This window comes from Ferrovibrio sp. (assembly GCF_035304305.1).
Lineage (GTDB): Bacteria > Pseudomonadota > Alphaproteobacteria > Ferrovibrionales > Ferrovibrionaceae > Ferrovibrio.
On record NZ_DATGQG010000029.1, the window covers coordinates 21,760 to 44,645 of the forward strand.

The 22,886-nt window shown below is 65.6% G+C and carries 19 protein-coding genes; 10 read left to right on the forward strand and 9 right to left on the reverse strand.

The window, feature by feature from the left end; genetic code table 11:
• Positions 1–76: 76 nt before the first annotated feature.
• Positions 77–511 (forward strand): VOC family protein, encoded by a 435-nt coding sequence (locus VKZ87_RS03490; protein ID WP_324219861.1) that lies wholly within the window; start codon positions 77–79, stop codon positions 509–511.
• On the opposite strand, the gene VKZ87_RS03495 is transcribed toward VKZ87_RS03490, so the two are convergent.
• The 5 genes from VKZ87_RS03495 to VKZ87_RS03515 form a co-directional block, all read right to left on the reverse strand.
• The gene (locus VKZ87_RS03495; RefSeq protein WP_324219862.1) at positions 508–972 is read right to left on the reverse strand and encodes a (deoxy)nucleoside triphosphate pyrophosphohydrolase; all 465 of its coding nucleotides are present in this window, start codon (positions 970–972) and stop codon (positions 508–510) included. The genes VKZ87_RS03490 and VKZ87_RS03495 overlap by 4 nt on opposite strands.
• Complete coding sequence (gene argJ / locus VKZ87_RS03500) at positions 953–2,188, reverse strand: bifunctional glutamate N-acetyltransferase/amino-acid acetyltransferase ArgJ (protein ID WP_324219863.1); 1,236 nt, start codon at positions 2,186–2,188, stop codon at positions 953–955. The genes VKZ87_RS03495 and argJ overlap by 20 nt, the downstream gene beginning before the upstream one ends.
• 23 nt (positions 2,189–2,211) lie before the next feature.
• The gene (locus VKZ87_RS03505) at positions 2,212–3,084 is read right to left on the reverse strand and encodes a peptidylprolyl isomerase (RefSeq protein ID WP_324219864.1); all 873 of its coding nucleotides are present in this window, start codon (positions 3,082–3,084) and stop codon (positions 2,212–2,214) included.
• A gap of 73 nt (positions 3,085–3,157) precedes the next feature.
• Positions 3,158–5,629: a patatin-like protein gene (locus VKZ87_RS03510; protein ID WP_324219865.1), complete on the reverse strand. Its 2,472-nt coding sequence runs from the start codon at positions 5,627–5,629 to the stop codon at positions 3,158–3,160.
• A 63-nt stretch (positions 5,630–5,692) separates the two neighbouring features.
• The gene (locus VKZ87_RS03515) at positions 5,693–6,616 is read right to left on the reverse strand and encodes an alpha/beta hydrolase (RefSeq protein ID WP_324219866.1); all 924 of its coding nucleotides are present in this window, start codon (positions 6,614–6,616) and stop codon (positions 5,693–5,695) included.
• 108 nt (positions 6,617–6,724) lie between these two features.
• Here VKZ87_RS03515 and ribA point away from each other — a divergent pair, with 108 nt between their 5' ends.
• The 5 genes from ribA (at position 6,725) to VKZ87_RS03540 (ending at position 12,785) form a co-directional block, all read left to right on the forward strand.
• Positions 6,725–7,828: a GTP cyclohydrolase II gene (gene ribA / locus VKZ87_RS03520; protein WP_324219867.1), complete on the forward strand. Its 1,104-nt coding sequence runs from the start codon at positions 6,725–6,727 to the stop codon at positions 7,826–7,828.
• 118 nt (positions 7,829–7,946) lie between these two features.
• Positions 7,947–8,885, forward strand: a complete 939-nt coding sequence (locus VKZ87_RS03525; protein WP_324219868.1) for a hypothetical protein — start codon at positions 7,947–7,949, stop codon at positions 8,883–8,885.
• Between the two features lie 38 nt (positions 8,886–8,923).
• Positions 8,924–9,451: a L,D-transpeptidase family protein gene (locus VKZ87_RS03530; RefSeq protein WP_324219869.1), complete on the forward strand. Its 528-nt coding sequence runs from the start codon at positions 8,924–8,926 to the stop codon at positions 9,449–9,451.
• 49 nt (positions 9,452–9,500) lie between these two features.
• On the forward strand, positions 9,501–11,402 hold the full coding sequence (locus VKZ87_RS03535) for a propionyl-CoA synthetase (RefSeq protein WP_324219870.1): 1,902 nt from the start codon (positions 9,501–9,503) through the stop codon (positions 11,400–11,402).
• 3 nt (positions 11,403–11,405) lie between these two features.
• Positions 11,406–12,785 (forward strand): AmpG family muropeptide MFS transporter, encoded by a 1,380-nt coding sequence (locus VKZ87_RS03540; protein WP_324219871.1) that lies wholly within the window; start codon positions 11,406–11,408, stop codon positions 12,783–12,785.
• Here the strand turns inward: VKZ87_RS03540 and VKZ87_RS03545 are convergent.
• On the reverse strand, positions 12,753–13,484 hold the full coding sequence (locus tag VKZ87_RS03545; RefSeq protein ID WP_324219872.1) for a class I SAM-dependent methyltransferase: 732 nt from the start codon (positions 13,482–13,484) through the stop codon (positions 12,753–12,755). The genes VKZ87_RS03540 and VKZ87_RS03545 overlap by 33 nt on opposite strands.
• A 201-nt stretch (positions 13,485–13,685) precedes the next feature.
• Here VKZ87_RS03545 and VKZ87_RS03550 point away from each other — a divergent pair, with 201 nt between their 5' ends.
• Both VKZ87_RS03550 and VKZ87_RS03555 read left to right on the forward strand, forming a co-directional pair.
• Complete coding sequence (locus VKZ87_RS03550; protein ID WP_324219886.1) at positions 13,686–14,531, forward strand: GNAT family N-acetyltransferase; 846 nt, start codon at positions 13,686–13,688, stop codon at positions 14,529–14,531.
• Positions 14,532–14,615: 84 nt separating this feature from the next.
• Entirely contained in the window at positions 14,616–16,151 is a 1,536-nt protein-coding gene (locus tag VKZ87_RS03555) for a long-chain fatty acid--CoA ligase (RefSeq protein WP_324219873.1), read from the forward strand.
• Here VKZ87_RS03555 and VKZ87_RS03560 read toward each other — a convergent pair.
• On the reverse strand, positions 16,148–17,164 hold the full coding sequence (locus VKZ87_RS03560; RefSeq protein WP_324219874.1) for an NAD(P)/FAD-dependent oxidoreductase: 1,017 nt from the start codon (positions 17,162–17,164) through the stop codon (positions 16,148–16,150). The genes VKZ87_RS03555 and VKZ87_RS03560 overlap by 4 nt on opposite strands.
• A gap of 88 nt (positions 17,165–17,252) precedes the next feature.
• Here VKZ87_RS03560 and ligD point away from each other — a divergent pair, with 88 nt between their 5' ends.
• Together ligD and VKZ87_RS03570 are read left to right on the forward strand one after the other, a co-directional pair.
• Entirely contained in the window at positions 17,253–19,787 is a 2,535-nt protein-coding gene (gene ligD / locus VKZ87_RS03565; protein WP_324219875.1) for a DNA ligase D, read from the forward strand.
• A 68-nt stretch (positions 19,788–19,855) separates the two neighbouring features.
• Positions 19,856–20,332, forward strand: coding sequence for a PAS domain-containing protein (locus VKZ87_RS03570; RefSeq protein ID WP_324219876.1), 477 nt, complete (start codon positions 19,856–19,858; stop codon positions 20,330–20,332).
• Positions 20,333–20,337: 5 nt separating this feature from the next.
• On the opposite strand, the gene VKZ87_RS03575 is transcribed toward VKZ87_RS03570, so the two are convergent.
• Together VKZ87_RS03575 and VKZ87_RS03580 are read right to left on the reverse strand one after the other, a co-directional pair.
• Positions 20,338–21,873, reverse strand: coding sequence for an acyl-CoA synthetase (locus VKZ87_RS03575; protein WP_324219877.1), 1,536 nt, complete (start codon positions 21,871–21,873; stop codon positions 20,338–20,340).
• A gap of 21 nt (positions 21,874–21,894) precedes the next feature.
• Positions 21,895–22,881 carry a nitronate monooxygenase family protein gene (locus VKZ87_RS03580; protein ID WP_324219878.1) on the reverse strand — a complete coding sequence of 329 codons (987 nt, stop codon included), beginning with the start codon at positions 22,879–22,881 and terminating at the stop codon, positions 21,895–21,897.
• Between the last annotated feature and the right edge of the window lie 5 nt (positions 22,882–22,886).

A 22,886-nucleotide genomic window follows, 5' to 3' on the forward strand; every position in this document is an offset into this window, starting at 1 on the left:
TTTATATAACTGTGTTCGCTGCCGGCCGTCCAGCAGCGAGTCGAATGCCCCGATAGTGCCAAACAGGAGGCCCGTCATGAAGCTGACCCAGTATTACCCGGTGATCTGCACGGCCGACGTCACCGGGACCGCGGCCTTCTACCAGCGGCATTTCCGCTTCGCGCCGGCCTTCGCCAGCGACTGGTATGTCCATCTCACCAGCACCGCGGATCCCGGCGTCAATCTCGCCATTCTGGATTACCGGCACGAAACCATCCCCGAGGGTTTCCGCAAGCCCAGCCAGGGCATCCTGATCAATTTCGAGGTCGAGGATGTGGATGACGAATACGCGCTGGCCAGGGAAGCGAAGCTCGATATCAGGCTACCCCTGCGGGACGAGGCCTTCGGGCAGCGGCATTTCATTGTTGCCGATCCCAACGGCATCCTGATCGATGTGATCAAGCCGATCCCGCCGTCGCCGGAATTCGCCGCGCAGTTCGCGGAAGGCGTGCTGGACCGCGACCTGTCCTAGCTGAGCAGGTCGCGCAGCTGGGCGACCAGGGGAAGATCGGCCGGCGGCATCTCGAGCTCGCGCATCCGGCTCGGCCGGACCCATTTCATGGCCTGGCCCTCGCGCGGCTGCGGTTGTCCGGCCCAGCGGCGGCAGACGTAAAGCGGCATCAGCAGATGGAAGCTCTCGTAGGCGTGGCTCGCGAAGGCGAACGGCGCGAGGCAGGCGGCGCTGATGTCGAGATGCAGCTCTTCGTGCAGTTCGCGCAGCAGGGCTGCTTCCGGCGTTTCGCCGGGCTCGACCTTGCCGCCGGGAAATTCCCACATTCCGGCCAGCGCCTTGCCTTCCGGCCGCTGCGTCAGCAGGACGCGGTTGTCGGGGTCGACCAGAGCGACGGCGACAACCAGAACGACCGGCTTTGGTGCCAGCAGCGCCGCGGCATCGCCGGGGCAGAGCGGATCGTCAGCTCCGGTAGTCGGCATTGATGTCGATGTAGCCATGGGTCAGGTCGCAGGTCCAGACGGTGGCTGCGCCTTTGCCGACGGCGACATCCACGTCGATCCGCACGTCGCGACCCCTGAAATGCTTTGTGGCGAAAGCTTCGTCGTGATCGGGTCGGACCATGCCGCGCGCGGTGACCGGCTTGCCGCCGATCCTGATGACCAGCCTGTCGCGGTCGGCCGGCTCGGCGGTCTTGCCCACGGCCATCACGATGCGGCCCCAGTTGGCATCCGCGCCGGCGATCGCCGTCTTCACCAGCGGCGAATTCGCGATCGCGCGGGCGATGATGCGGGCCGAGGTGTCGTTCTTCGCTCCGGTGACCCGGATCGTCACCAGCTTCTGCGCGCCCTCGCCGTCACGGGCGATCAGCTGCGCCAGTTCAGCCATGACCTGGACCAGCGCGCGGCGGAAATCGGCCAGCCTGCGGTCGGTCGCCTTCTCGTACGGCGTGTTCCCGGCCTTGCCGGTGGCAAACAGCAGCACGGTATCGGAGGTCGAGGTATCGCCATCCACCGTCAGGCAGTTGAAGCTCTGGTTGTTGGCGGATTTCAGCAGCGCCTGCAGGGTGTTGGCCGGCAGCTTCGCATCGGTGGCGATGAAGGCCAGCATGGTCGCCATGTCCGGCGCGATCATGCCGGACCCCTTGCATATGCCGTTGATGGTGACCGTTTTGCCGTCGATCTCGCAGGTGGCGGTGGCCAGCTTCGGGAATGTATCGGTGGTCATGATCGCCCGGGCGGCATCCATCCAGCTGGTGCCGGACAGCGCCGCCTTCAGCTTCGGCAGCTGGGCGACGATCTTCTCTGCCGGCAGGATCTGGCCGATCACACCGGTGGAGGCGAGGTAAACCTCATTGCTCCTGCAGCCGAGCGCCCGGGCGGCGCCATCGGCGGTCGTCTTCACGGCCTGCTGGCCGGCCTTGCCGGTGAAAACATTGGCGATGCCGGCATTCACAACCAGCGCCCGGGCGGCGCCCCGCGGAAGGATCTTGCGGCACCATTCCACCGGCGCGCCGGGCATGGTCGAGCGCGTGAACAGCCCGGCCGCCGTGGTGCCGCGATCGAATGCCATCAGCACCACGTCGTTGCGGCCCTTGTAGCGCATGCCGGTATGGCCTGCGGCCAGCTGCAGACCGGCAATGGCCGGAAGTTCGGGATATTGCGAGGGCGCCAGCGGCGATACGGAATGCGCAGCCATGACCGGTTCTCAGGCGATGTGTCTTATTTCTTCGGTTGGGCAGGGGCGATTTTGGGCAGCTGGCCGCCGGGAGGCTGCCAGTCGAACTCTTCGATCTTTGCGGCCTGGCGCAGGTCGGCGACGGTCTTCTCGATCACTTCCTGTGACATGATCTCGTAGACCTGCTCGCGCACATCCTCAAAGCGCGGCGCCGGCGCCTGGCGGCGGGCCTCGACCTTGATGACGTGCCAGCCGAACTGGCTCTGCACGGGTTTTTCGGAAACCTGGCCGGGCTGGAGCGCGAAGGCCGCTTCGGCGAATTCCGGCACCATCTTGTCCTTGGTGAAGAAACCGAGATCGCCGCCGGTAGCGGCTGTCGGACCGGTCGACCGCTTCTTCGATACTTCCGCGAAGTCGGTGCCTTTCTTCACTTCCTCCAGCGCGGCCTTCGCGTCGGCTTCAGTCGCGGTGAGGATATGACGGGCATGGACCTCTTCCTGCTGCGGCTGCGCCTTGATCAGTTCCTCATAGCGCGCCTTCAGCTTCGGCTCGGTCAGTTCCGCTTTCAGCTTGCGATCCAGGTAGGCCTGCTGCAGCACCTGCTCGCGGGCGTTCTGCAGCTGCAGCTTCACGGCGGGATCATCCGCCAGCTTCGATTTCTCCGCTGCCTCGCCGATCAGCTTGCGCGCCGTCAGCTCGCTGATGATGCCGGGCAGTAGCTGCTCGACCGGGATCTGGTTCATTGGCGGCGGCAGCTGGCCGTACAGCTCCAGCACGGCCGAGCGCGTGATCGGCTGGCCATTGACCCGGGCGACGACCGGATCGCTGGCGGCAGCCTTGTCTGGCTGCGCCTGCGCGGAGAGGGACAGGGCGGTGATGGCGATGGCCAGAAAGGCGGAGTTCAGGAGACGGGTCACAGCATGCTCGCAATGAAAGTGGCCGCCGAGCATACGCCTTTTCCGTACCGGGACAAGCAGCCGCCCGGCCGGGTCACGCAGTCCCGGCGGCGATTGCGTCAAGTTCGCGGCGCAGATCCTCGATCAGCCCCCGGCTGACTGCCAGATTGGCGGCTTCCCGGTCGAGGACGAGCCGGAAGGCCTTCAGCTTGATCGCCTTGCGGTTCACCGTGCTCTCCGTGCCATGGCCGAGGGCGGCGTCGTAGACGATGTCGATCAGGCGGTCGACGGCATGCAGCCGGCCCCAGAGATAGTCGTTCTCGCGATGCGCCCGGCTGAAAAAGCCGCCGAAACGTCCCAGATGGACGCCTTTCAGCGTGTTGCCGCGGCGGATCGCCACGGCATCTTCCGGGCTGATCCGGTCGATGCGGATCTCGTTGAACTCGCCCAGGTCGCGCCAGTTCGTGATGGTGAAGGTCAGCACGTCCCAGAAGGGGAAACCGATATAGCTGACCAGAAGGTCGCGCCGCGCGGCAGCACTCCATTCCGTCGGCTCCAGGCCGGCGAACAGGGCGTCGAGCTGGCCGGTGTTCCGGTTCAGGGCGATGTCTTCGGCCAGCCGGTCGATCACATGGTCGATGGCCGCCATGTTCGCCTCGGCGAAGGCTGCGGCATCGGCGGCAAGCTGCACTGCCTGCTGCGGCTCGACGCGGCGGAAGAAAAGCTGCCGGATCATGTCCGCCGTTGCGGGGGCGATGCCGTTGCCGCCATCCAGGCGCCGGAGGTCCTCCTGCGCGTCATACAGCTTGTGCTTCAGGTCGTCGATCTGCTCGGGCCGCAGCGCGCGGTGTTCCGGATCGCCCAGTTTGCCGTAGAGTTGGTTCAGGCGCTGGATCAGGAAACGCAGGCGGCGCTGGCGGAACGAGGTGTCGAAACGCAGCAGGAAGCGGGCCCAGGGCGGCAGCTGGTCCGGGCTTGCGCCGGGCCTCGCGTGCTCGAAATGCGTGGCAGTGTGGCTGACGCCGCGATCTTCGGCCCAGCGCAGCAACGCATGCCGGGTCCATTGCGCTTCGGCGGACTGGATGCCGAAGCCGCAGGCGGTGCAGACCATCCGGTGCACCGCGTCCAGAACGGCGCCGAGTTTCAGGCGGACATAGCCCTCATAGGCGAAGCCGGCTTCCTGCACCGCCCGTTCGCTGGCCTGCATGCGCCACAGGCGGATTTCCAGCTCGCTCAGAGCCGATTCGATGTTGTGCGGCGCGCTTTCCTCGACCAGCCGCGTGACCTGCGGCTGGGTCGCTTCGATAATGTCGCGCAGATGCCGGACGCGCTCGTTGAACCGCGCCACCGCAATCAGCTCGTCGGCAATCGGCTCGTTGCGCGGAATGTCGCTCAGTGCGCCTTTCAGCACCCTGAAGAAGCCGGGCACGCGGCCGGTGGGCGGCGGAGCGGGGCGCATCGGCTGCGGATCGATATACACCAGGCGGCGATCGACCTGCCGGTAGGCCGGCCGGCCGCGGATCGCGCGCATAGCCGCGGCGAAGGGCTTGTTCGCCAGGACTCCGCCATCGACGAAAGAGGTTTTCTCCGGATCCAGTTCGGCGCGGAAGTAGTCGGGGAAATTCCTGGCCAGGAACGCATCCTTGGTTTCCCACGTCCTTCCCTGCTCGTTCATCAGCTGCTCGATGTCGCCGATCTGCGCCGGCGGGAAGGCGCCGGGAAAGGCCGAGGTGGCGCGGCCGGCAAAGGCCAGCGCCGGCGCGTCGGCGCGGGTGAAATCGGATTGTTCCTCGCCATTGGGCCAGCGCCGGTAGGTGAACCGCAGCAGGTGGCGATGCTCGCGATCCTGCACGAAGGGCGGATCGTGAATGGGAATGTGCCGCAGGTAGCCGTAGAAGTCGGTCAGGGTGACAAAAAGATCCAGCGCCAGCTGCGTCGGCATCAATGATGCGCCGGGTTTCCGCGGATCTCCCATCGCCTCGAGGCCGGCGAGCAGCTGGCGGCCGAGATGCTGGCCGTCGAACGGCGGCTCGAACCAGCGCGAGCGCGTGAACAGCGAGAGTTTCTCGCGGATCTCCGGATCCAGCAGCACGCGGCCGAGTTTCGTGCGCGCTGCCAGCCAGAGCAGCGGCCGCATGTAGAATTTGCTGAATTGGCCGGCCTTCTTCTTCGGATCGAGCAGCCGGGAGACATCGGCTTCATGGAGCCACAGATTGCGGAAATGGTCGATGCGCAGGTCATGGGCGAGGGCGCGGGCGAGGATGATGCCGTTGATCCCGCCCGCCGAAGCGCCGGACACGACATCGACCACCACACGCAGATCGACCTGCTTGCCGAGTTCCTGCAGGAGTTCGAAATAGGCGTGCTCGCTATCATACTCGGTATCGCCCGGGCGTATCCGGTCGGCGAATTTCGCCTGATCGCGCGCTGCGCCTTTCGGCAGCGCGTGGTAGGCTTGGGACGCGCGGACCAGCTTCAGGATTTCCTTGGTCACGCCATGCATGTAGATGGCGAGGGACACGCCGCCGAAGCAGACCAGCGCGAGGCGCAGTTCCTTTTCCTGCAAAGAAGGCCCCCTGAAATGGCCCGAATGGGCCGAGTCGGAGTCTGCCCCTTGTGGCGGGGAGGCTCAAGCCGTTGCGCTGAGGTGCAGGATGGCCTCCGCGGATTCCGCAAGGCAGAGATCGGCTTCCGGCATCAGTCCGGCGAAGTTCGGCCAGGCGTGGGGTAGCCCATGCCACAGGCGCAGTTGCACGGTGACGCCTCGCGCCCGTGCCCGTTCCGCCAGTTGCACCGAATCGTCGCGCAGCAGTTCGCTGTCGCTGGCATGCAGCAGCAGTGGCGGCAGGCCGCTCAGGTCGCCGTAAATCGGCGAAACCAGCGGATCATCCTTTTTCCGCCCGGCCACGTAGGTATCGGCAACGAAGGCCACCTGTTCGGGCATGAACCAGGCGCAGCGCGCGATATTCTCGGCATAGGCCGGCAGGCTGCAGGTCAGGTCGGTCCAGGGTGAAAAGAGCAGGGCGCCGGCCGGCAGAGGCAGGCCGCGGTCGCGACAGGCCAGCATCAGCGCCAGCGCCAGGCCGCCGCCGGCAGAGTCCCCGCCCAGCCAGATCCGGTCGGGACGGTATCCGAGTGACCGCAGCCAGTCCCAGGCAGCGATGGCGTCATCCAGCGCGGCCGGAAAGGGATGTTCCGGCGCCAGCCGGTAGTCCAGCGAAAACACCTCGTAACCCAGCAGTTCCGCCAGACGGCCGGTGATCACCCGATGAGTCTGCGGCGAGCCGCAGAAAAAGCCACCGCCATGGAAATACAGCAGCACGCGACCGCGCCGGGGGTGGGCGACGCGCAGCCACTCGCCGCGTACGGGAAGCCTCGTCCGCTCGGCCGTCACCCCATTGGGCAACTGACTGCGCGTGAGTCCTGCTATCAGCGCGCGGATCAGCGGGATGTCCGCGCGGGTGATATGGCGCGGTTTCACCAGGCTGCGCAGGCCGCGCGAAATCAGCCGTGCCTGCAGACTTGGCTGGGTATCGGGGCCCGGGCGTGTCATCGTTGCCGAGCGTAAGGGCCTGTCGGCGCGGCGGCAACCGGCCGTTGGTGACGGTCCTGTGATGGCGGCGCCTTGCCGCGATAGGCCGGGCGGCGTAAACCGAAACCCATGAACAAGAACCTGCAGCAGGCCGCCATTGCGGTCGATCGCGCCGGGCACGAGCTGCGCCGCGGCCGTCCGGTGCTGCTCACGCTTGATACCGGCCGGACGGTTGTTCTCGCCGCGGAAACCCTCACCGAAAGCGCGCTCGATGCAGCGCTGGCCTGGGGTGACGGCTATCTGGCGCTGACAGCCTCGCGCGCAGCGGTACTGCATATCGGTCCGACCGGACACGATACGATTCTGCTGCCAGTTGCCGAACTGCCGACCGACACTGCCGACCGCGCCTCGCTGATCCGCGATCTCGCCGATGCGAGCCGTGATCTCGGCGCGCCGATGCGGGGACCGTTCACGCGCGTGAAGGCCGCGCCGCCGGAGGGTGCGCGTCTGGCCATCAAGCTGGCGAAGACCGCCTTCCTGCTGCCGGCCGCGATCTGTATCGCACTGTCTGACAGCGTCGACGTGCCGGCGGACCTGCTTACGGTGTCTGCCGAAGCCGTCGCGAATTACGATCTGGCCGCTGCGGAAACGCTGGTTCCGGTCAGCCAGGCACGGCTGCCGGTGGCGGCTGCGGAGAATGCGCAGCTTTATGCATTTCGTCCCGCCGATGGCCGGCAGGAACATTTTGCGCTGGTGATCGGCGAGCCCGACCCGACGCAGCCGGTGCTGATCCGGCTGCATTCCGAATGCTTCACCGGCGATCTGCTGGGCAGCCTGCGCTGCGACTGCGGCGAGCAGCTACGCGGCGCGGTGAAGACGATCAGCGAGGCCGGCGCAGGCATCCTGCTCTATCTCGCGCAGGAAGGCCGTGGCATCGGGCTGGTCAACAAGCTGCGCGCCTACCAGTTGCAGGATCAGGGCTTCGACACGATCGAGGCCAACCAGCGGCTTGGGTTTGATGCCGACGAAAGGTGGTTCCTGCCGGCCGCGCGCATGCTGGAGCTGCTGGGATTCCGGCATGTGCGGCTGCTGACCAACAACCCGGAAAAGGTGAAGGGGCTGGAGGCCTGCGGCATCACGGTTGCGGAACGCGTGCCCCATCGTTTCCCCTCGAACGCCCATAACGAGGCCTATCTGGCCACCAAGCGGAAGAAGTCGGGTCATTACCTCTAGGACGCTTCAGACCCGGCAGATTCTGCCGGGCAAACGGTCCGTCTCGTGGTAAGTCATTGATCTGAAAGCCAGCCAAGCTGGCCCGTGGTTTGCAGCATTCCCCTCGGATGAGGATGCGATGGTTGCTGCTCTGACCGATACACCGCTCGCCACCCAGGGGGTGCAGCCCAAGCCGACGGCCCAGCAGGCCGATCAGGCCGGGAAGTCGCGCGGCCTGTTCGGCGAGGACGGATTCTCGTTCTGGGATCTGCTGGACATCGTCAATCCGCTGCAGCACATCCCCATCGTCTCGACCATTTACCGGGCGGTGACGGGCGACACGATCGATCCCGGGGCCCGCATTGCCGGCGGCACGCTGTTCGGCGGGCCGATCGGGATGGTGGTATCGCTGGTCAGCGCCATGGTCGAGGAAGATACCGGCAAGGATCCTGGCGAGCATGCACTGGCGCTGCTCGGTATCGGCGATGAGCCTGCGGGAGAACCTGCAACCGCCATGGCGGAGGCACCGCCGCCACCGCAGCCAGACCGCGTTCCTCCCGAGTTGCTGGCGGCTGTTCAGCCGCCGCCCCGTCAGGAACTGAAGCTCTCGGTCAAACCGGCTGATGCCGATGGCCGGGGCGGGAATGAGCCTTCGCGCCGCCCGGCGGCACCGGATCTGGCGCAGAGCATGATGGCGGCACAGGGTGTGACGCAGGCCCAGGCCGATGAGGCGCTTGCCGCGATGGCGGTGCGCGCGCGCGGCCTGCAGCCGGGCGCACGTAGCATCGCCGCGCCGGCCGCTCCGCCGCAGACCGTCGATGGCCGCACCTGGTTTCCGGCTTTCCCGCAGGGCGGGGGCGGCGCGCCGGTGCGCGGTGTCGGCGCGCAGCCGGTATCGTCGCAGAATGCGGTGGCGAAGTTCGGCGTTGCCCGTGGCGCTTCGGATCAGGGTGCCGGGCATCGCGCCGGCTCGAATGCGCAGGCGGAATGGGCGGAGCGCGCCGCCGCGGCCTACCAGAAATATGCGACGATGCAGCAGCAGCGTGAGCGCCAGCGCGCCGTGGATGCCAGCTACTGACCCTTGCGTCTCGGCGGCTCATGCCGCTTGATCGCTCCATGAGCGACATCATTGCAACATCCGACGGCTGGCTGCGCCATGGCGCCCGCATCTATCGCTGCGCCCTGGGCAAGGGCGGCTGCAAGCCGGAAGCCGACAAGCGCGAAGGCGACGGTGCCACGCCGCTTGGCCGCTATCCGCTGCGCCAGCTGCTGTACCGGGCCGATCGCCTACCTGCGGCGCCGCAGGCGAGGCTGCCCGGCCGGGCGCTCATGCCGGAAGACGGCTGGTGCGACGACCCCGCCGATCCGGCCTATAACCGCCATGTCCGGCTGCCCTATGCGGCAAGTCACGAAAAACTCTGGCGTGACGACCCGGTCTACGACGTGATCGTCGTGCTCGGGCATAACGACGATCCGCCGATCCCGGGGATGGGAAGCGCCATATTTCTCCATGTGGCCAGGCCGGACTATTCCGGCACCGAGGGGTGCGTCGCCATGGCACTGCCCGATCTGCTCGATTTGCTGGCATCATGGAGGCCGGGCGACGCCTTGCAGATCGCCCGCGGGGACGGACAAAAGCCTTAAAGGGCCGCGGCCGGCTCTGGTATAGATCGGAAAAAGCGGGAGGATCGAGATGGCAGGATTGTACGAGCAGGTTTATGCCGCCGCAAAGGCGGATCCCGAGGCCTTCTGGGGCAAAGCCGCAGACGCCCTGCACTGGTACAAGCGCTGGGACCGGGTTCTCGACGACTCCAACCCTCCCTTCTTCCGCTGGTTCGCCGGCGGGCAGACCAATACCTGCTACAATGCACTGGACCGCCATATCGAAGCCGGGCACGGCGATCGCCCCGCGCTGATCTACGACTCGCCTGTCACGGGCGTGATAAAGACCTTCACCACGCGGGAACTGCGCGACCGCGTCGCCAGGCTGGCGGGCGCCATGAAGGCCCGCGGCGTCACCAAGGGGGATCGCGTCGTCATCTACATGGCGATGACGCCGGAAGCGGTGATGGCCATGCTGGCCTGTGCGCGCCTTGGCGCCATCCACTCGGTGGTCTTCGGCGGCTTCGCGCCGCGCGAGCTGGCGACCCGCATCGACGACTGCAAGCCGAAGATGATCATCGCGAGTTCCTGCGGCCTCGAGCCGGGGCGCGTGGTCGAATACAAGCCGCTTGTCGACCAGGCGATCGAAATTGCCGCGCACAAGCCGGAATGCTGCCTGATATTCCAGCGTCCGATGTACCCGGCGCCGCTGACGGAAGGTCGCGATTTCGACTTTGCCGAAGAGCTGGAGAAGGCGGTACCTGCCGACTGCGTGCCGGTGGAAGCGACGGACCCGCTCTACATCCTGTATACCTCGGGCACCACGGGCATTCCGAAGGGCGTCGTGCGCGCCAATGGCGGCCACATGGTCGCGCTATACTGGTCGATGGCGAATGTCTACGGCATGAAGCCGGGCGACGTGTACTGGGCGGCATCCGATGTCGGCTGGGTGGTCGGCCATTCCTACATCGTCTATGCGCCGCTGCTGTTCGGCTGCACGACCGTCCTGTATGAGGGCAAGCCCGTCGGCACGCCCGACGCGGGCGCCTACTGGCGCGTCATCGAACAGCACAAGGTGGCAGCGCTGTTCACCGCGCCGACGGCATTCCGTGCGATCAAGAAGGAAGATCCGAAGGCCGAGCTGCTTAAGAAATACGACCTCAGCAACTTCCGCACCCTGTTTCTGGCCGGCGAGCGCGCCGACCCCGATACAGTCAAATGGGCGGAGGATAATCTTCGGAAACCGGTGATCGACCACTGGTGGCAGACGGAAACCGGCTGGGCCATCGCGGCCAATTGCATGGGGATCGAGCATCTGCCGGTGAAGCATGGTTCCCCGACGCGTATCGTGCCGGGCTACGATGTCCGGATCCTCGATGACGACGGCAAGGAGATGAAGGCCGGCGATATCGGCAACATCGTCATCAAACTGCCCATGCCGCCCGGCTGCCTGCCGACCCTGTGGCAGAACGACGAAGGCTTCAAGAAAAGCTATCTCGCCCGCTTTCCCGGCTACTACAACACCGGCGATGCCGGCTATTTCGACGAGGATGGCTACATCTTCATCATGAGCCGCACCGACGACATCATTAACGTCGCCGGCCACCGGCTGTCGACCGGCAGCATGGAGGAGGTGCTTGCCTCGCATCCCGATGTGGCCGAGTGCGCGGTGGTCGGCGTTGCCGATCAGCTCAAGGGCCAGGTGCCGCTCGGTTTCGTGGTGCTGAAAGCCGGCGTATCGCGCGCCGAATCGCAGATCATCCAGGAACTGGTGCAGCTTGTGCGCGAAAGGATCGGCCCCGTCGCGGCCTTCAAGCAGGCGGTGGTCGTGAAGCGGTTGCCGAAGACGCGTTCGGGCAAGATACTGCGCGGCACGATGCAGAAGATCGCCGACGCGCAGGAGTATCGCATGCCCGCCACCATCGATGATCCCGCCATTCTGAGCGAGATCGGCGAGGCGTTGCAGCCGCTCGGCTATGGAAAACGGCAGTAAAGCGTGAATGCAGCCAGCCGTCTGAGGGAGTGGCTCGCCGCCTTCGCGGTCTACCGCGACAGGCGCGTTCTGGCGATCGCCGTTCTCGGTTTTGCTTCAGGCCTGCCACTGGCGCTGACCGGCCAGACGCTGCAGGCATGGCTGACCGAATCGGGGGTATCGCTGAAGTCGATCGGCCTCTTCGCGCTGGTCGGCGTGCCCTACACCCTGAAATTCCTCTGGGCGCCGCTGATCGACCGCCTGCCGTTGCCGGGCCTCACCGGCCTGTTCGGCAGGCGGCGCGGCTGGCTGATCTTTTCGCAGCTGCTGCTGATGGCCGCCATCGCCGCCCTCGCCGTCAGCAATCCGGCGGACGCGCTGGTTTTTACCGCGCTCTGCGCCGTCGCCGTCGCCTTCGCATCTGCTACCCAGGACATTGTCATCGATGCCTGGCGTGTCGAGATCCTGGAAGAACGCCAGCTGGCGGCCGGCGCCGCGGCCATTGTCTTCGGATACCGCATCGGCATGCTGGTGTCCTCGGCGGGCGCACTCTTTCTGGCCACCATCATGGCCTGGCCGCTGGTTTATTTCGCCATGGCGGCGCTTCTGGTTATCGGCACTGTCACGGTGCTGATGGTCGGCGAGCCGGCGGCCCGGCCTCGCGGCGATGCCGAACGGCGCTTCGCCGAAGCGGAACGCTGGCTGGCGGCACGTCCGCATCTCGCCGGCGGCAGCGGGAAACTGATGGCCTGGCTCTATGCCAGCGTGGCGGGGCCTTTCCTGCAGTTCATGAGCCGCAAAGGCTGGGTGGCGATCCTGCTCTTCGTCATGCTGTTCAAGCTGGGTGACAGCCTGGCCGGCGTGCTGGCCACCAGCTTCTACCTCAATCTCGGCTTCACCAAGGCGGAGATCGCCGAGGTGGGCAAACTTTACGGTTTCGCCGCCACCATGGCCGGGCTGTTTCTGGGCGGGTGGCTGATGCAGGCGGTCGGGCTGTATCGCTCGCTCTGGGTCTGTGGCGTCCTGCAGCTCGGATCCAATCTTCTGTTCGCCGTCCTGGCCGTACGCGGCAATGACCTGGGTTTTCTTGCGCTTACGGTCGGGATCGAGAATCTAGCCGGCGGCATGGGCACGGCAGCCCTGGTCGCCTACCTCTCCGCGCTCTGCGACGTTGCCTATACGGCAACCCAGTATGCCCTGCTGTCTTCCCTTACGGCAGTGGCCCGGACCCTGCTGTCATCCTACGCGGGATTTGCGGCCGAATGGCTCGGCTGGCCGCTGTTTTTCGTGGCCACGGCCGTTGCCGCCATCCCCGGCCTGCTGCTTCTCGGCTGGCTGACCCGGCGGGGAGCCGAGACCCGTGTGCCGGCGTCACGCGGCGGCGCGTTGCTGGCCGAGGACTGACGCCGCCCGCGCCTTGCGGGCGTAGAGCTTAATGCCGGGTTTCCATGCAAAAGACCGCCGCACCACGGCGAGGCCATGCCGCGCCAGCAGCATTTCCAGATTTGTCGGATTGAAATAGAGGCAGTGGCCTGGCGGGGCAAAGCCGTCCCATTCCAGAATGTTTTTCGGACGCCGCCAATGATCGATGTCAGGCGTCGTCAGATAAAGCAGCCCCCCATCCTTCATGATAGCGGTCAGCCGTGTCAGGAAGGCGTGGCAGTCGGGCGCATGCTCGATGACTTCCGAACAGTAGATCACGTCGAACTGCCGTTCGCCGAGATCGGCCGTTTCCAGCAGACCTTCGAAATACTCATTCCGCGGATAGGCAGTGCGTGCGAATTCGACTGCCATGCGGTCCGGTTCAATACCTGCGGCGACGAAGCCCTGTTCGCGGGCAGCCTCCACCATGAAGCCGCCGCTGCAGCCTATGTCCAGAAAACTGAGCGGTTCCCTCTGGTGCGCCAAGCGGGCGACGCGGGCGATCTGACGGGCGCGATGCCGCATTCGACGCATCTTCTTCTCCGCTTTCGCCAGATAAAGCGGGGTACCGGAATACTCCCGGTCGTAGAGAGCGTGCAGTACGGCCGCGCTGGGCGGAGGGTCCATGTACACCAGGCCGCAATCGGAGCAGCGCCGTAGATGACACCCGTTGTGATCCATAAACGGCGTATGCGCCCTGCCGGCGCAAACCGGACATCCTCCCATTATACCCCCCAGATATAGATGCCTACCCGCCTAGGCTGACTACATCTTATATGATATGTCGCAGTTTAGCCAATCTGTCATATATTCGACATGTTTGATACACACTGTGTGGCGATAGTCGGAGCCATGAATATGCAATTACCGCTCTCCGTCCCGTTGGCTGTACCTGCGGCGCGTACACCACGAACCGGGTGGCAGTGCGTATCCGCCGATGGCCGATTTGAGGTTCGCCTGACCCGCGCGCCGGAGGATATCGCTGCGGCACAGCGACTCCGCTACCGGGTCTTCTATGAGGAAATGGCGGCAGAGCCGTCGCCGGAGATGGCGCAGCTGGGTCTCGATTTCGACCAGTTCGACCGGCTCTGCGACCATCTCATGGTGTTTGACCGCAACCGGCCCGAGGGCGAGCAGGCGGTCGGCACCTATCGTCTGCTCCGACGCGAGGTCGCGGCCCTGCATGGCGGCTTCTATTCCTCGTCGGAATACGATCTCCAGCCGATGCTGGATTTCGTCGGCCCGCGCGGCGGCCTGCTCGAACTGGGCCGCTCCTGCGTCCATCGCGAATACCGGACGAATGCGACGATCCAGCTGCTCTGGCGGGGCATTTCGACCTATATCGCCGACCATGGCATCAGCTTCATGTTCGGCTGCGCATCCTTCCCGGGCACGAACCCGCAGGACCACGCGCTGGCGCTGAGCTATCTCCACGCGCATCACCTGCCGCCGCCGGAATGGCGGGTCCGGGCCCTGCCGGAGCGCTATGTCCCGATGGATCTGCTGCCGGCGGACCAGATCAATCCCCGGGCCGCGCTGCATGCCCTGCCGCCCCTGATCAAGGGCTATCTGCGGCTGGGTGCCTATATCGGCGACGGTGCCGTCATCGATCAGCAGTTCGGCACCACCGATGTGTTCATCCTGCTGCCGGTGGAGCGGATTGCGCCGAAGTACCAGAACCGCTTTTCGCCCGACGAAGGCCTGGTCCTGACCGAGTATCACGCCTGAACGGTCTGAACCTGCGGCACCGGTTGTCGGAGCCGCGGTTTCCTCCTTAACATCGCGGCCAGAGGAAACGAATCCGGGGCCGCAATGAATCTCGCATACCTTCTGCATCGCTCGGCGAAAATCTGGGGCGACCGTCCCGCGCTGTCGGTCGGCCACGACGTGCGGCTCACCTACGCGGAAATGGGCCAGCGCGTGCCGCGGCTGGCGGCGGGACTCATGGCTGCCGGCGGTCTGCAGGCGGGTGATCGCGTGGCCCTCCTGCTGAAAAACAGTCCGGACTACTGGGAGCTGCTCTTCGCCATCTGGCATGCCGGGCTCGCCGCCGTGCCCATCAATGCCAAGCTGCATGCCCGCGAGGTGGCCTGGATCATCGGGAATGCCCAGGCAAAGCTGGCCATTGTCTCCGAAAGCCTGAGTGGCGAGCTGCTGCCGCTGACCAGGGACATTCCCGGGCTGAAACGCCTGATCGTGCTTGAAGACGAGGAATGCCGCGCTCTTTACCGGGCCGAGCCGATGCCGATGGCAACGGAGGTGTCGCCCGGCAGTCTCGCCTGGCTGTTCTACACATCGGGCACCACCGGGCGGCCGAAAGGCGCCATGCTGACGCACGCCAATATCTGGTCGGCGACGATGAACTATTTCGCCGATGTCGACCGCGTCGACCCGACCGACTGCATCATTCACTGCGCACCGATCAGCCATGGTTCCGGCCTGTACGGCATGCCCCATGTGGCGCGCGGGGCGAACCAGGTGATTCCGGAGAGCGGCGGCTTCGACCCGGCCGAGACGCTGGACCTGATCGCGCGCTGGCCTGGCTGCAGTTTCTTCTTCGCGCCGACCATGGTGCATCGCCTGATCCACGCGCCACAGATTACCTCGGCCAATACCGACAACCTGAAGACCCTGGTCTATGGCGGCGGGCCCATGTACGTCGCCGACCTGCGGGCCGCGATGGATGTGCTGGGCCCGAAGCTGGCGCAGATCTACGGCCAGGGCGAGGCGCCGATGACCATCACCGGCATGGACAAGGCCATGCATCTGGATGACGGCCATCCGCGCTACCTGCAGCGGCTCGGCTCGGCGGGCGTGCCACGCACCGATGTCGAGGTGCGCGTTGTGGATGCCGACGACAATCCCCTGCCGGTGGGCGAGGTCGGTGAGGTCATCTGCCGCGGCCCCGTCGTCATGGCCGGTTACTGGAACAACCCGGAAGCCACGGCGCAGGCTTTGCGCGGCGGCTGGCTGCATACCGGCGATGTCGGCAGTTTCGACGAGGATGGCTGGCTGACCCTGAAGGATCGCTCCAAGGACATGATCATTTCGGGCGGCAGCAACATCTATCCGCGCGAAGTGGAGGAAGTGCTGCTGCAGCACGAGAATGTCAGCGAGGTGTCCGTGGTGGGGCGGCCGGACAAGGACTGGGGCGAGGTGGTCGTCGCCTTCGTGGTGCCGCGCACTGGCGCTGCGGTGACGCCCGAGATGCTGGAGCGGCTCTGCCTCGATCATATCGCCCGGTTCAAGCGGCCGAAGGAATACCGCTTCGTCGACGCCCTGCCGAAAAACAACTACGGCAAGGTGCTGAAGACGGAACTGCGCGCGCTGCTGGCGAAGGAGAGTTAGTCGGCCGCCAGGCCGGGCGCGCCTTTCGAGGTGGAATACTCGAAATGCAGCGGCTGGCCGTCATGCAGCAGCGGGTAGATGGCATGTGCCGCCGCGGCAGCCTCGGCGAAGCCGGTCAGGATCAGCTTCAGCTTGCCGGGATAGGTGGCCACGTCGCCGATGGCGAAGACGCCCGACTGCGAGGTCTGGCAGGTAGCCGGGTCGACCGGCAGATGATGCAGCGCCAGTTCCATGCCCCAGTTGGCGATCGGGCCCAGGTCGCTCTTCAGGCCGAAGAAGGCGAGCAGGGCGTCGGCCTCCAGCCGGCGGTTCTCGCCATCCAGGGACGTCACCACGACCGCATCGAGGGATGTTCCGTCGCCTTCCAAAGCGGCAAGCTGGAACGGCACCACGATATCGATGCCGCGTCCGTTCAACTGCCCCAGCTTGGCAACGCTGTCGGGCGCGGCGCGGAACTGGTCGCGGCGATGCACGAAATGGATGTGCGCGGCGATGCCGTGCAGGGCGAGCGCCCAGTCGACGGCAGAGTCGCCGCCGCCGGCGATGACCACCCGCTTGCCGCGGAAGTCCTCGGCGCGCCGCACATAGTAATGCACCGCCTTGCCCTCATAGGATTCGATGCCGGGCAGTGGCGGCCGGTTAGGGCCGAAGGCGCCGGCGCCGGCGGCAATGATCACCGCGCCGGCTTCCAGCGTCAGCCCCTTCGATGTCACGAGCCGGAAGCCGCCGTCGGCCAGACGCTGCAGCTGGTCCACCCGCTGGCCGAGATGGAATACGGGATTGAACGGCGCTGCCTGCGTCTCCAGCCGCTCCACAAGTTCGGCGCCGCTGATGCGGGGGAAGCCGGGAATATCGTAGATCGGCTTTTCCGGATAGAGCGCGCTGCACTGTCCGCCCGCCACGTCGAGTGCGTCGAAGACATGGCAGCGCAGGCCGACCATGCCGCATTCGAAGATCGCGAACAGGCCGACCGGTCCGGCCCCGATGATGGCCACGTCTGTTTTCAGGGTCATGGCAGGTTTTTAGCGGTTTGACGCCCGCAGTGCCAGCAGCGGGCGGGAACCTGGACAGGCGGATTCCGGTTATTGACCGGAATCCGCCATGCCGAAAAGCAGCCTCGATCTCTATAACCGCAAGCGCGACTTCTCGAGAACGGCCGAGCCGAAAGGGGCCGCGCCAAAATCCGGGCGCAAGTCCGGCCGGCTCAATTACGTCATCCAGAAACATGCCGCCCGGCGGCTGCATTTCGACTTCCGGCTCGAATATGACGGGGTCCTGAAATCATGGGCCGTCCCGAAGGGCCCCAGCCTGAACCCTTCGGTCAAACGCCTCGCCGTCGAGACGGAAGACCATCCGATCGATTACGGCGAGTTTGAAGGCACCATCCCGCGCGGCGAATATGGCGGCGGGACGGTGCAGCTCTGGGATCGCGGCACCTGGATTCCGGAAGATCCGGCCAGGGTCGACAAAGCATTCGCCAAGGGGCATCTCGCCTTCGAGCTGGAGGGCGAGCGGCTGCATGGCCGCTGGAATCTGGTTCGCACCTCCGGGCGCCGTTCCGGCGGCGGTGCCGGCGGATACGGGAAGGGCAAAACCTGGCTGCTGATCAAGAGCCATGACGTTCATGCCAGCGACGCCGATCCCAACGCCCTGGCGGATATCGACACGTCGATCAAGACCGGCCGCACCATGGTGGAGATCGCGACGGGGAAATCCGCCGTGTGGCGCAGCAACCGCGGCAGGGCGGAAGACCCTGTCGCCAGGCCGAAGGCGGCTGCAAAGGGGAAGCCCCGCAGGAAGACGGCGGAGATGCCGGGCTTCGTCGCGCCACAGCTCGCCACTCTGGTGGACGAAGCACCGGAAGGATCGAACTGGGTGCACGAGATCAAGCTGGATGGCTATCGGATCCAGCTTCACGTCAATGGCGGCGAGGCGATCGCCTATACCCGCAAGGGTCTGGACTGGTCGGATCACTTTCCCGAGATCGTCGCTGCCGCCGCAAAGCTGCCGAATTGCATTCTGGACGGCGAGGTCGTGGCGCTGGCGGCGGGCGGCCAGTCGGATTTCTCGGCGTTGCAGGCTTCTCTGGAACAGAACACCACGGGAAAGCTGATCTATTATGTCTTCGACCTGCTTCATGCGGAGGGCAGGGATTACCGCCGCGATCCGCTGGAGTCGCGCAAGGCGGCACTGAAAGAGCTTCTCGGCGACGGGCAGGGTGGACGTATCCGCTATGTCGAGCATCTGAGCGGCGTGGGCGAGGTGATCCGGCAATCGGCCTGCGGCATGGAGTTGGAAGGCATCGTGTCGAAACGGCTCGACGCGCGCTACATCTCGGGCCGGCAGCCTTCATGGCAGAAAAGCAAATGCCGCCCGCGGCAGGAATTCGTGGTCGGCGGCTACATCCGTCGCCGGAACGGCAATCCGCTCACCGCGCTGGTGGTTGGCGCCTTCGAGGAGGGCGAGTTCCGCTACAAGGGCAAGGTCGGGACGGGTTACAATGCCCGCTCCTCGGCCAATCTGCTGAGGCAGCTGGCGAGGCTCGAGCGGGACGGATCGCCCTTCGCGAAAACCGGCGCGCAGCCGGAAAAGCCGCGCGAGATCGACTGGGTGGAGCCGAAGCTGGTCGTGGAGGTGGAGTTCGCCAGCTGGACCGGCTCGGGCGTGCTGCGGCAGGCATCGTTCAAGGGGTTGCGCGAGGACAAGTCACCGGCCGAGGTGAATGTGGAGAAAGCGAAGCCTGCGAAGAAGAAGCCGCCCGCCAGAATGGCGAAGCCGACCGTCAGCAATCCGGACAAGCTGCTCTGGCCCGATGATGGCGTCACCAAGCAGCAACTGGCCGATTATTACGAGGCCTTTGCCGACCACCTGCTGCCTTTCGTGGCCGAGCGCCCGATCTCGCTGATCCGCGCGCCCGACGGCATCGAGGGGGAACGCTTCTTCCAGCGCCATCACAGCCGCGGCATGCCGGAGGGAATCATTCCGATCAAGGTACGGTCGGAGAAACAGCCCTATCTCATGATCCGCGACCGGCAGGGCCTGCGGGGGCTGGCGCAGTTCGGCGTGGTGGAAATCCATCCCTGGGGGGCGCCGGCCCGGAATATCGAAAAGCCGGACCAGTTGATCTTCGACCTCGATCCGGACGAAGGGCTGAGTTTCACCATGCTCAAGCGCGCGGCCATCGGCATGCGCGCGCATCTGGAAAATCTCGGGCTGGCCGCCTTTCCCAAGCTGACCGGCGGCAAGGGCATCCATGTGGTGGTGCCGTTGAGGCCGCATGTGCAGTGGGACGAAGCGAAGGCCTTCACCAGGGAAATTGCGGAAGCCTTCGAGCGCGTCGATCCGGCCAACTTCGTCGCAACCATGAGCAAGGTCAAACGCAAGGGGCGGATATTCATCGATTATCTGCGCAACTCCCGGACGGCGACTGCCGTTGCGGCATGGTCGCCGCGGGCGCGTCCCGGGGCGCCGATTGCCGTTCCGGTCACCTGGGATTTTCTCGAAGGCCTCCGGTCACTGCCGGTCTACTCGATGACGCGGACGGAAGAGGCCGCGCGGCATTTTGACGCGTGGAAGGATTTCGACAAAAGCCGGGTCAGGCTGACCCGCAGCATCCTGAAGCAGGTCGGCCTGTGAGCGGGCTCACGATGGACGTGGCGAAGCAGCCGGCATCTGCGGCATAGTCGGGAGAGGGGGAATCGGATATGGCGCGACCCGAGCGACGCTTCCTGCTGCCCGAGGATGGTGACGCCGGATCGCGGATCGCTCACCCGTCTCTCCGTCAGCTCTATTTTCTGTGGCGGGACAAATGCGCCGGCCGGCGGGCGCCTCTGCGTGCCGATTTCACCGTCGAGGAGCTACGCCCCTGGCTTGGCCATCTCTTGATTCTCGACTGCGTCGAGGAGGATGATTTCCGCTACCGGCTCTACGGCACCGATCTGGTCGGGATTTTTGGCTTCGACCTGACCGGCATGCTGGTATCAGCCGCGACTTCCAGGATCGGCGAGAAGCCGCTGATCGAGTACCGGCAGGTGCGGGCCCTCGCGGCGCCATCCTATGTGGCCCGCTCGAGTCCGTCGGCGCGCGACTATCTCACCATGGACAAGCTGGCCCTGCCGCTGATGGAGGGCGGCACGGTGAACAAGATCATCGGCGCCATCTACCTGTCGGAATCCGGCTGACCGGTTCAGATCGCGCGCCCGGCCTTCTCCCAGTAGGGCTCGCGGAGCTTGCGCTTGAAGATCTTGCCCGAATCCTCCCGTGGCAGGCCGGGCACGATCTCGACGATCTTCGGGACCTTGTATTTCGCCACCCGCTCGGCGAGGTAGCTGCGCACGGCAGCCGGCGCCGGGGGCGCTTCCCGCGGATCGGGCTCGATGCAGGCGCAGAGGCTCTCGCCGAATTCCTCGTCGGGAATGCCGAACACGGCGCAGTCCTTCACCCCGGGCATGCCGATCAGCACCGATTCGATTTCGGCCGGATAGATGTTCACGCCGCCCGAAATCACCATGTCGCGCTTGCGATCGCAGAGATAGACGAAGCCTTCGTTGTCGATGAAGCCGACATCGCCCACCGTGACCAGATCGCCGCGGCCGACTTCCGCGCGCTTGTCGTCCAGCTTGTTGTAGGTGAAATCGGGGATGTAGCTGGCACGCATGTATATCTCGCCGGTCTCGCCGGGCGGCAATTCGCGGCCATCCTCGCTGAAGATCTTCACCACGGCACCGGGCAGTACGCAGCCGACGCTGCCGCGCTTGCGCCGGGCGTCCGCTGCCGAAAGCCAGACGGCGATGCCGGTTTCGGTCGAGCCGTAATATTCGTTGATCACCGGGCCCCACCAGTCGAGCATCGCCTGCTTCACGTCCGGCGGGCAGGGAGCGGCGCCATGCACCACGTCGCGCAGGCTGCCGAGGTCATAGCGGCGGCGGATCTCTTCGGGCAGCTTCAGCAGCCGCACGAACATGGTCGGCACGATGTGCATGTGGGTGATGCGATGCCGCTCGATCAGCTGCAGCATTTCCTCGGCATCGAAACGGGGCTGCAGCACGATCCTGGTGCCCAGTCTTGCAGCCATGATGCCGTAGGAATTGGGTGCCGAGTGATACATCGGCCCGTTCATCAGCACGGTCATGTCCGTGCCGGGTTTCAGGCCGAAATAGGTCGCAGCCGCCTGCCGGTTGCCGTCATACTGTTCCTGGGTTGGCTGCTGCCGGCGCACGCCTTTCGGCCGCCCCGTCGTGCCGGACGTGTAGATCATCGAGCCGCGGGGCAGCGTCGAGCCCCCCTGCAGGGGCTGCTGCGCGGCAACCCACTCGTCCCAGAGCCGGAAACCCGCAGCTTCGGGCGGCAGGGCGGTATCCGCGCCGTATGCCCCGGCGATCTCCGGCGGCGTCGGCACGATGAAGACATGGACGTGCCGGGGTACCACCGCGGCGATGCGCGGCCAGAGATCGCCGTGGACGACCAGAACCTTGGCCTCCGAGTCGGACAGGATGTAGGCCGTTTCCTCGGCTGTGAAATGCCAGTTGACCGGCGTGGCATAGGCGCCGGCAAGCCCTGCCGCCAGCGTCGCCTCGAAGAAAGCGAAGTCGTTGCGCATGTAGAGCGCCACCACGTCGCCATCGCCGATGCCGAGCTGTCTGAAGCCTCCCGCCGCTTGGGCGGCACGCTGCTGCAGCTCGGCATGGCTGAGGCGCCGTGCGCCGGAAATCAGCTCGGTCATTTCACCTCCCGTTCGCCGCTCTTACTCGGCGGCTGCAGCGAACCTCGCATTCAGCAGGTCGGCCTGGGCCTCATGGTATTCGCGCTTGAGCTTCTCGACCAGTTCCGCGACCGGAAGAATCTCATGGATGCTGCCGACGCCCTGGCCGGCACCCCAGATGTCGCGCCAGGCCTTCGACTTGGACGAACCGCCGGAACCGAAGCTCATCTTGCTCTTGTCGGCCTCGGGCAGATTGTCGGGGTCGAGGCCGGCCTTGACGATGCTGGGCTTCAGGTAGTTGCCGTGCACGCCGGTGAACAGCGAAGAGTAGACAATGTCGCTGGCCGCGGTATCGACCAGCATCTGCTTGTACTCGGGCGATGCGTTGGCCTCATTGGTGGCGATGAAGCGGGTACCCATATAGGCGAGATCCGCGCCGATCGCCTGGGCGGCCAGGATGCCTCGGCCGTTGGCGATCGCGCCCGACAGCACGACGGTGCCCTGGTAGAAGCGGCGAACCTCGGAAACCAGCGCAAACGGGCTCAGCGTTCCCGCATGGCCGCCGGCGCCCGCGCAGACGAGGATCAGGCCGTCGACGCCCTGTTCGAGAGCCTTCTCGGCGTGGCGTACGCTGATCACGTCGTGCAGCACGATGCCGCCATAGGAATGTGCGGCCTTCACCACATCGGCGGGCGGCCGCAGGCTGGTGATCATGATCGGCACTTGATGCTTGACGCAGATTTCCACGTCATGCTCCAGCCTATCGTTGGAGCCGTGCACGATCTGGTTCACCGCGAAGGGCGCCACCTTGGCCTGCGGATTGGCCTTCTGGTAGGCGGCCAGTTCCTCCTTGATGCGGATGATCCATTCTTCCAGCACGTGAGCAGGCCGCGCGTTGAGGGCGGGGAAAGAGCCGACGATGCCGGCCTTGCATTGTGCGATGACCAGCTCGGGGCAGGACACGATGAACAGCGGCGAGCCGATCACCGGAAGGGTAAGCTTGCCCTGCAGAATCTGGGGAATGGCCATGTATC

What these genes read in the sequence shown, in the direction of transcription:
- VKZ87_RS03490 (WP_324219861.1), top strand. Translation starts at nt 77, where the DNA reads ATGAAGCTGACCCAGTATTACCCGGTGATCTGCACGGCCGACGTCACC.
- VKZ87_RS03495 (WP_324219862.1), bottom strand. Translation starts at nt 972, where the DNA reads ATGCCGACTACCGGAGCTGACGATCCGCTCTGCCCCGGCGATGCCGCG.
- argJ (WP_324219863.1), bottom strand. Translation starts at nt 2,188, where the DNA reads ATGGCTGCGCATTCCGTATCGCCGCTGGCGCCCTCGCAATATCCCGAA.
- VKZ87_RS03515 (WP_324219866.1), bottom strand. Translation starts at nt 6,616, where the DNA reads ATGACACGCCCGGGCCCCGATACCCAGCCAAGTCTGCAGGCACGGCTG.
- ribA (WP_324219867.1), top strand. Translation starts at nt 6,725, where the DNA reads ATGAACAAGAACCTGCAGCAGGCCGCCATTGCGGTCGATCGCGCCGGG.
- VKZ87_RS03525 (WP_324219868.1), top strand. Translation starts at nt 7,947, where the DNA reads ATGGTTGCTGCTCTGACCGATACACCGCTCGCCACCCAGGGGGTGCAG.
- VKZ87_RS03530 (WP_324219869.1), top strand. Translation starts at nt 8,924, where the DNA reads ATGAGCGACATCATTGCAACATCCGACGGCTGGCTGCGCCATGGCGCC.
- VKZ87_RS03535 (WP_324219870.1), top strand. Translation starts at nt 9,501, where the DNA reads ATGGCAGGATTGTACGAGCAGGTTTATGCCGCCGCAAAGGCGGATCCC.
- VKZ87_RS03545 (WP_324219872.1), bottom strand. Translation starts at nt 13,484, where the DNA reads ATGGATCACAACGGGTGTCATCTACGGCGCTGCTCCGATTGCGGCCTG.
- VKZ87_RS03555 (WP_324219873.1), top strand. Translation starts at nt 14,616, where the DNA reads ATGAATCTCGCATACCTTCTGCATCGCTCGGCGAAAATCTGGGGCGAC.
- VKZ87_RS03560 (WP_324219874.1), bottom strand. Translation starts at nt 17,164, where the DNA reads ATGACCCTGAAAACAGACGTGGCCATCATCGGGGCCGGACCGGTCGGC.
- ligD (WP_324219875.1), top strand. Translation starts at nt 17,253, where the DNA reads ATGCCGAAAAGCAGCCTCGATCTCTATAACCGCAAGCGCGACTTCTCG.
- VKZ87_RS03570 (WP_324219876.1), top strand. Translation starts at nt 19,856, where the DNA reads ATGGCGCGACCCGAGCGACGCTTCCTGCTGCCCGAGGATGGTGACGCC.
- VKZ87_RS03575 (WP_324219877.1), bottom strand. Translation starts at nt 21,873, where the DNA reads ATGACCGAGCTGATTTCCGGCGCACGGCGCCTCAGCCATGCCGAGCTG.
- VKZ87_RS03580 (WP_324219878.1), bottom strand. Translation starts at nt 22,881, where the DNA reads ATGGCCATTCCCCAGATTCTGCAGGGCAAGCTTACCCTTCCGGTGATC.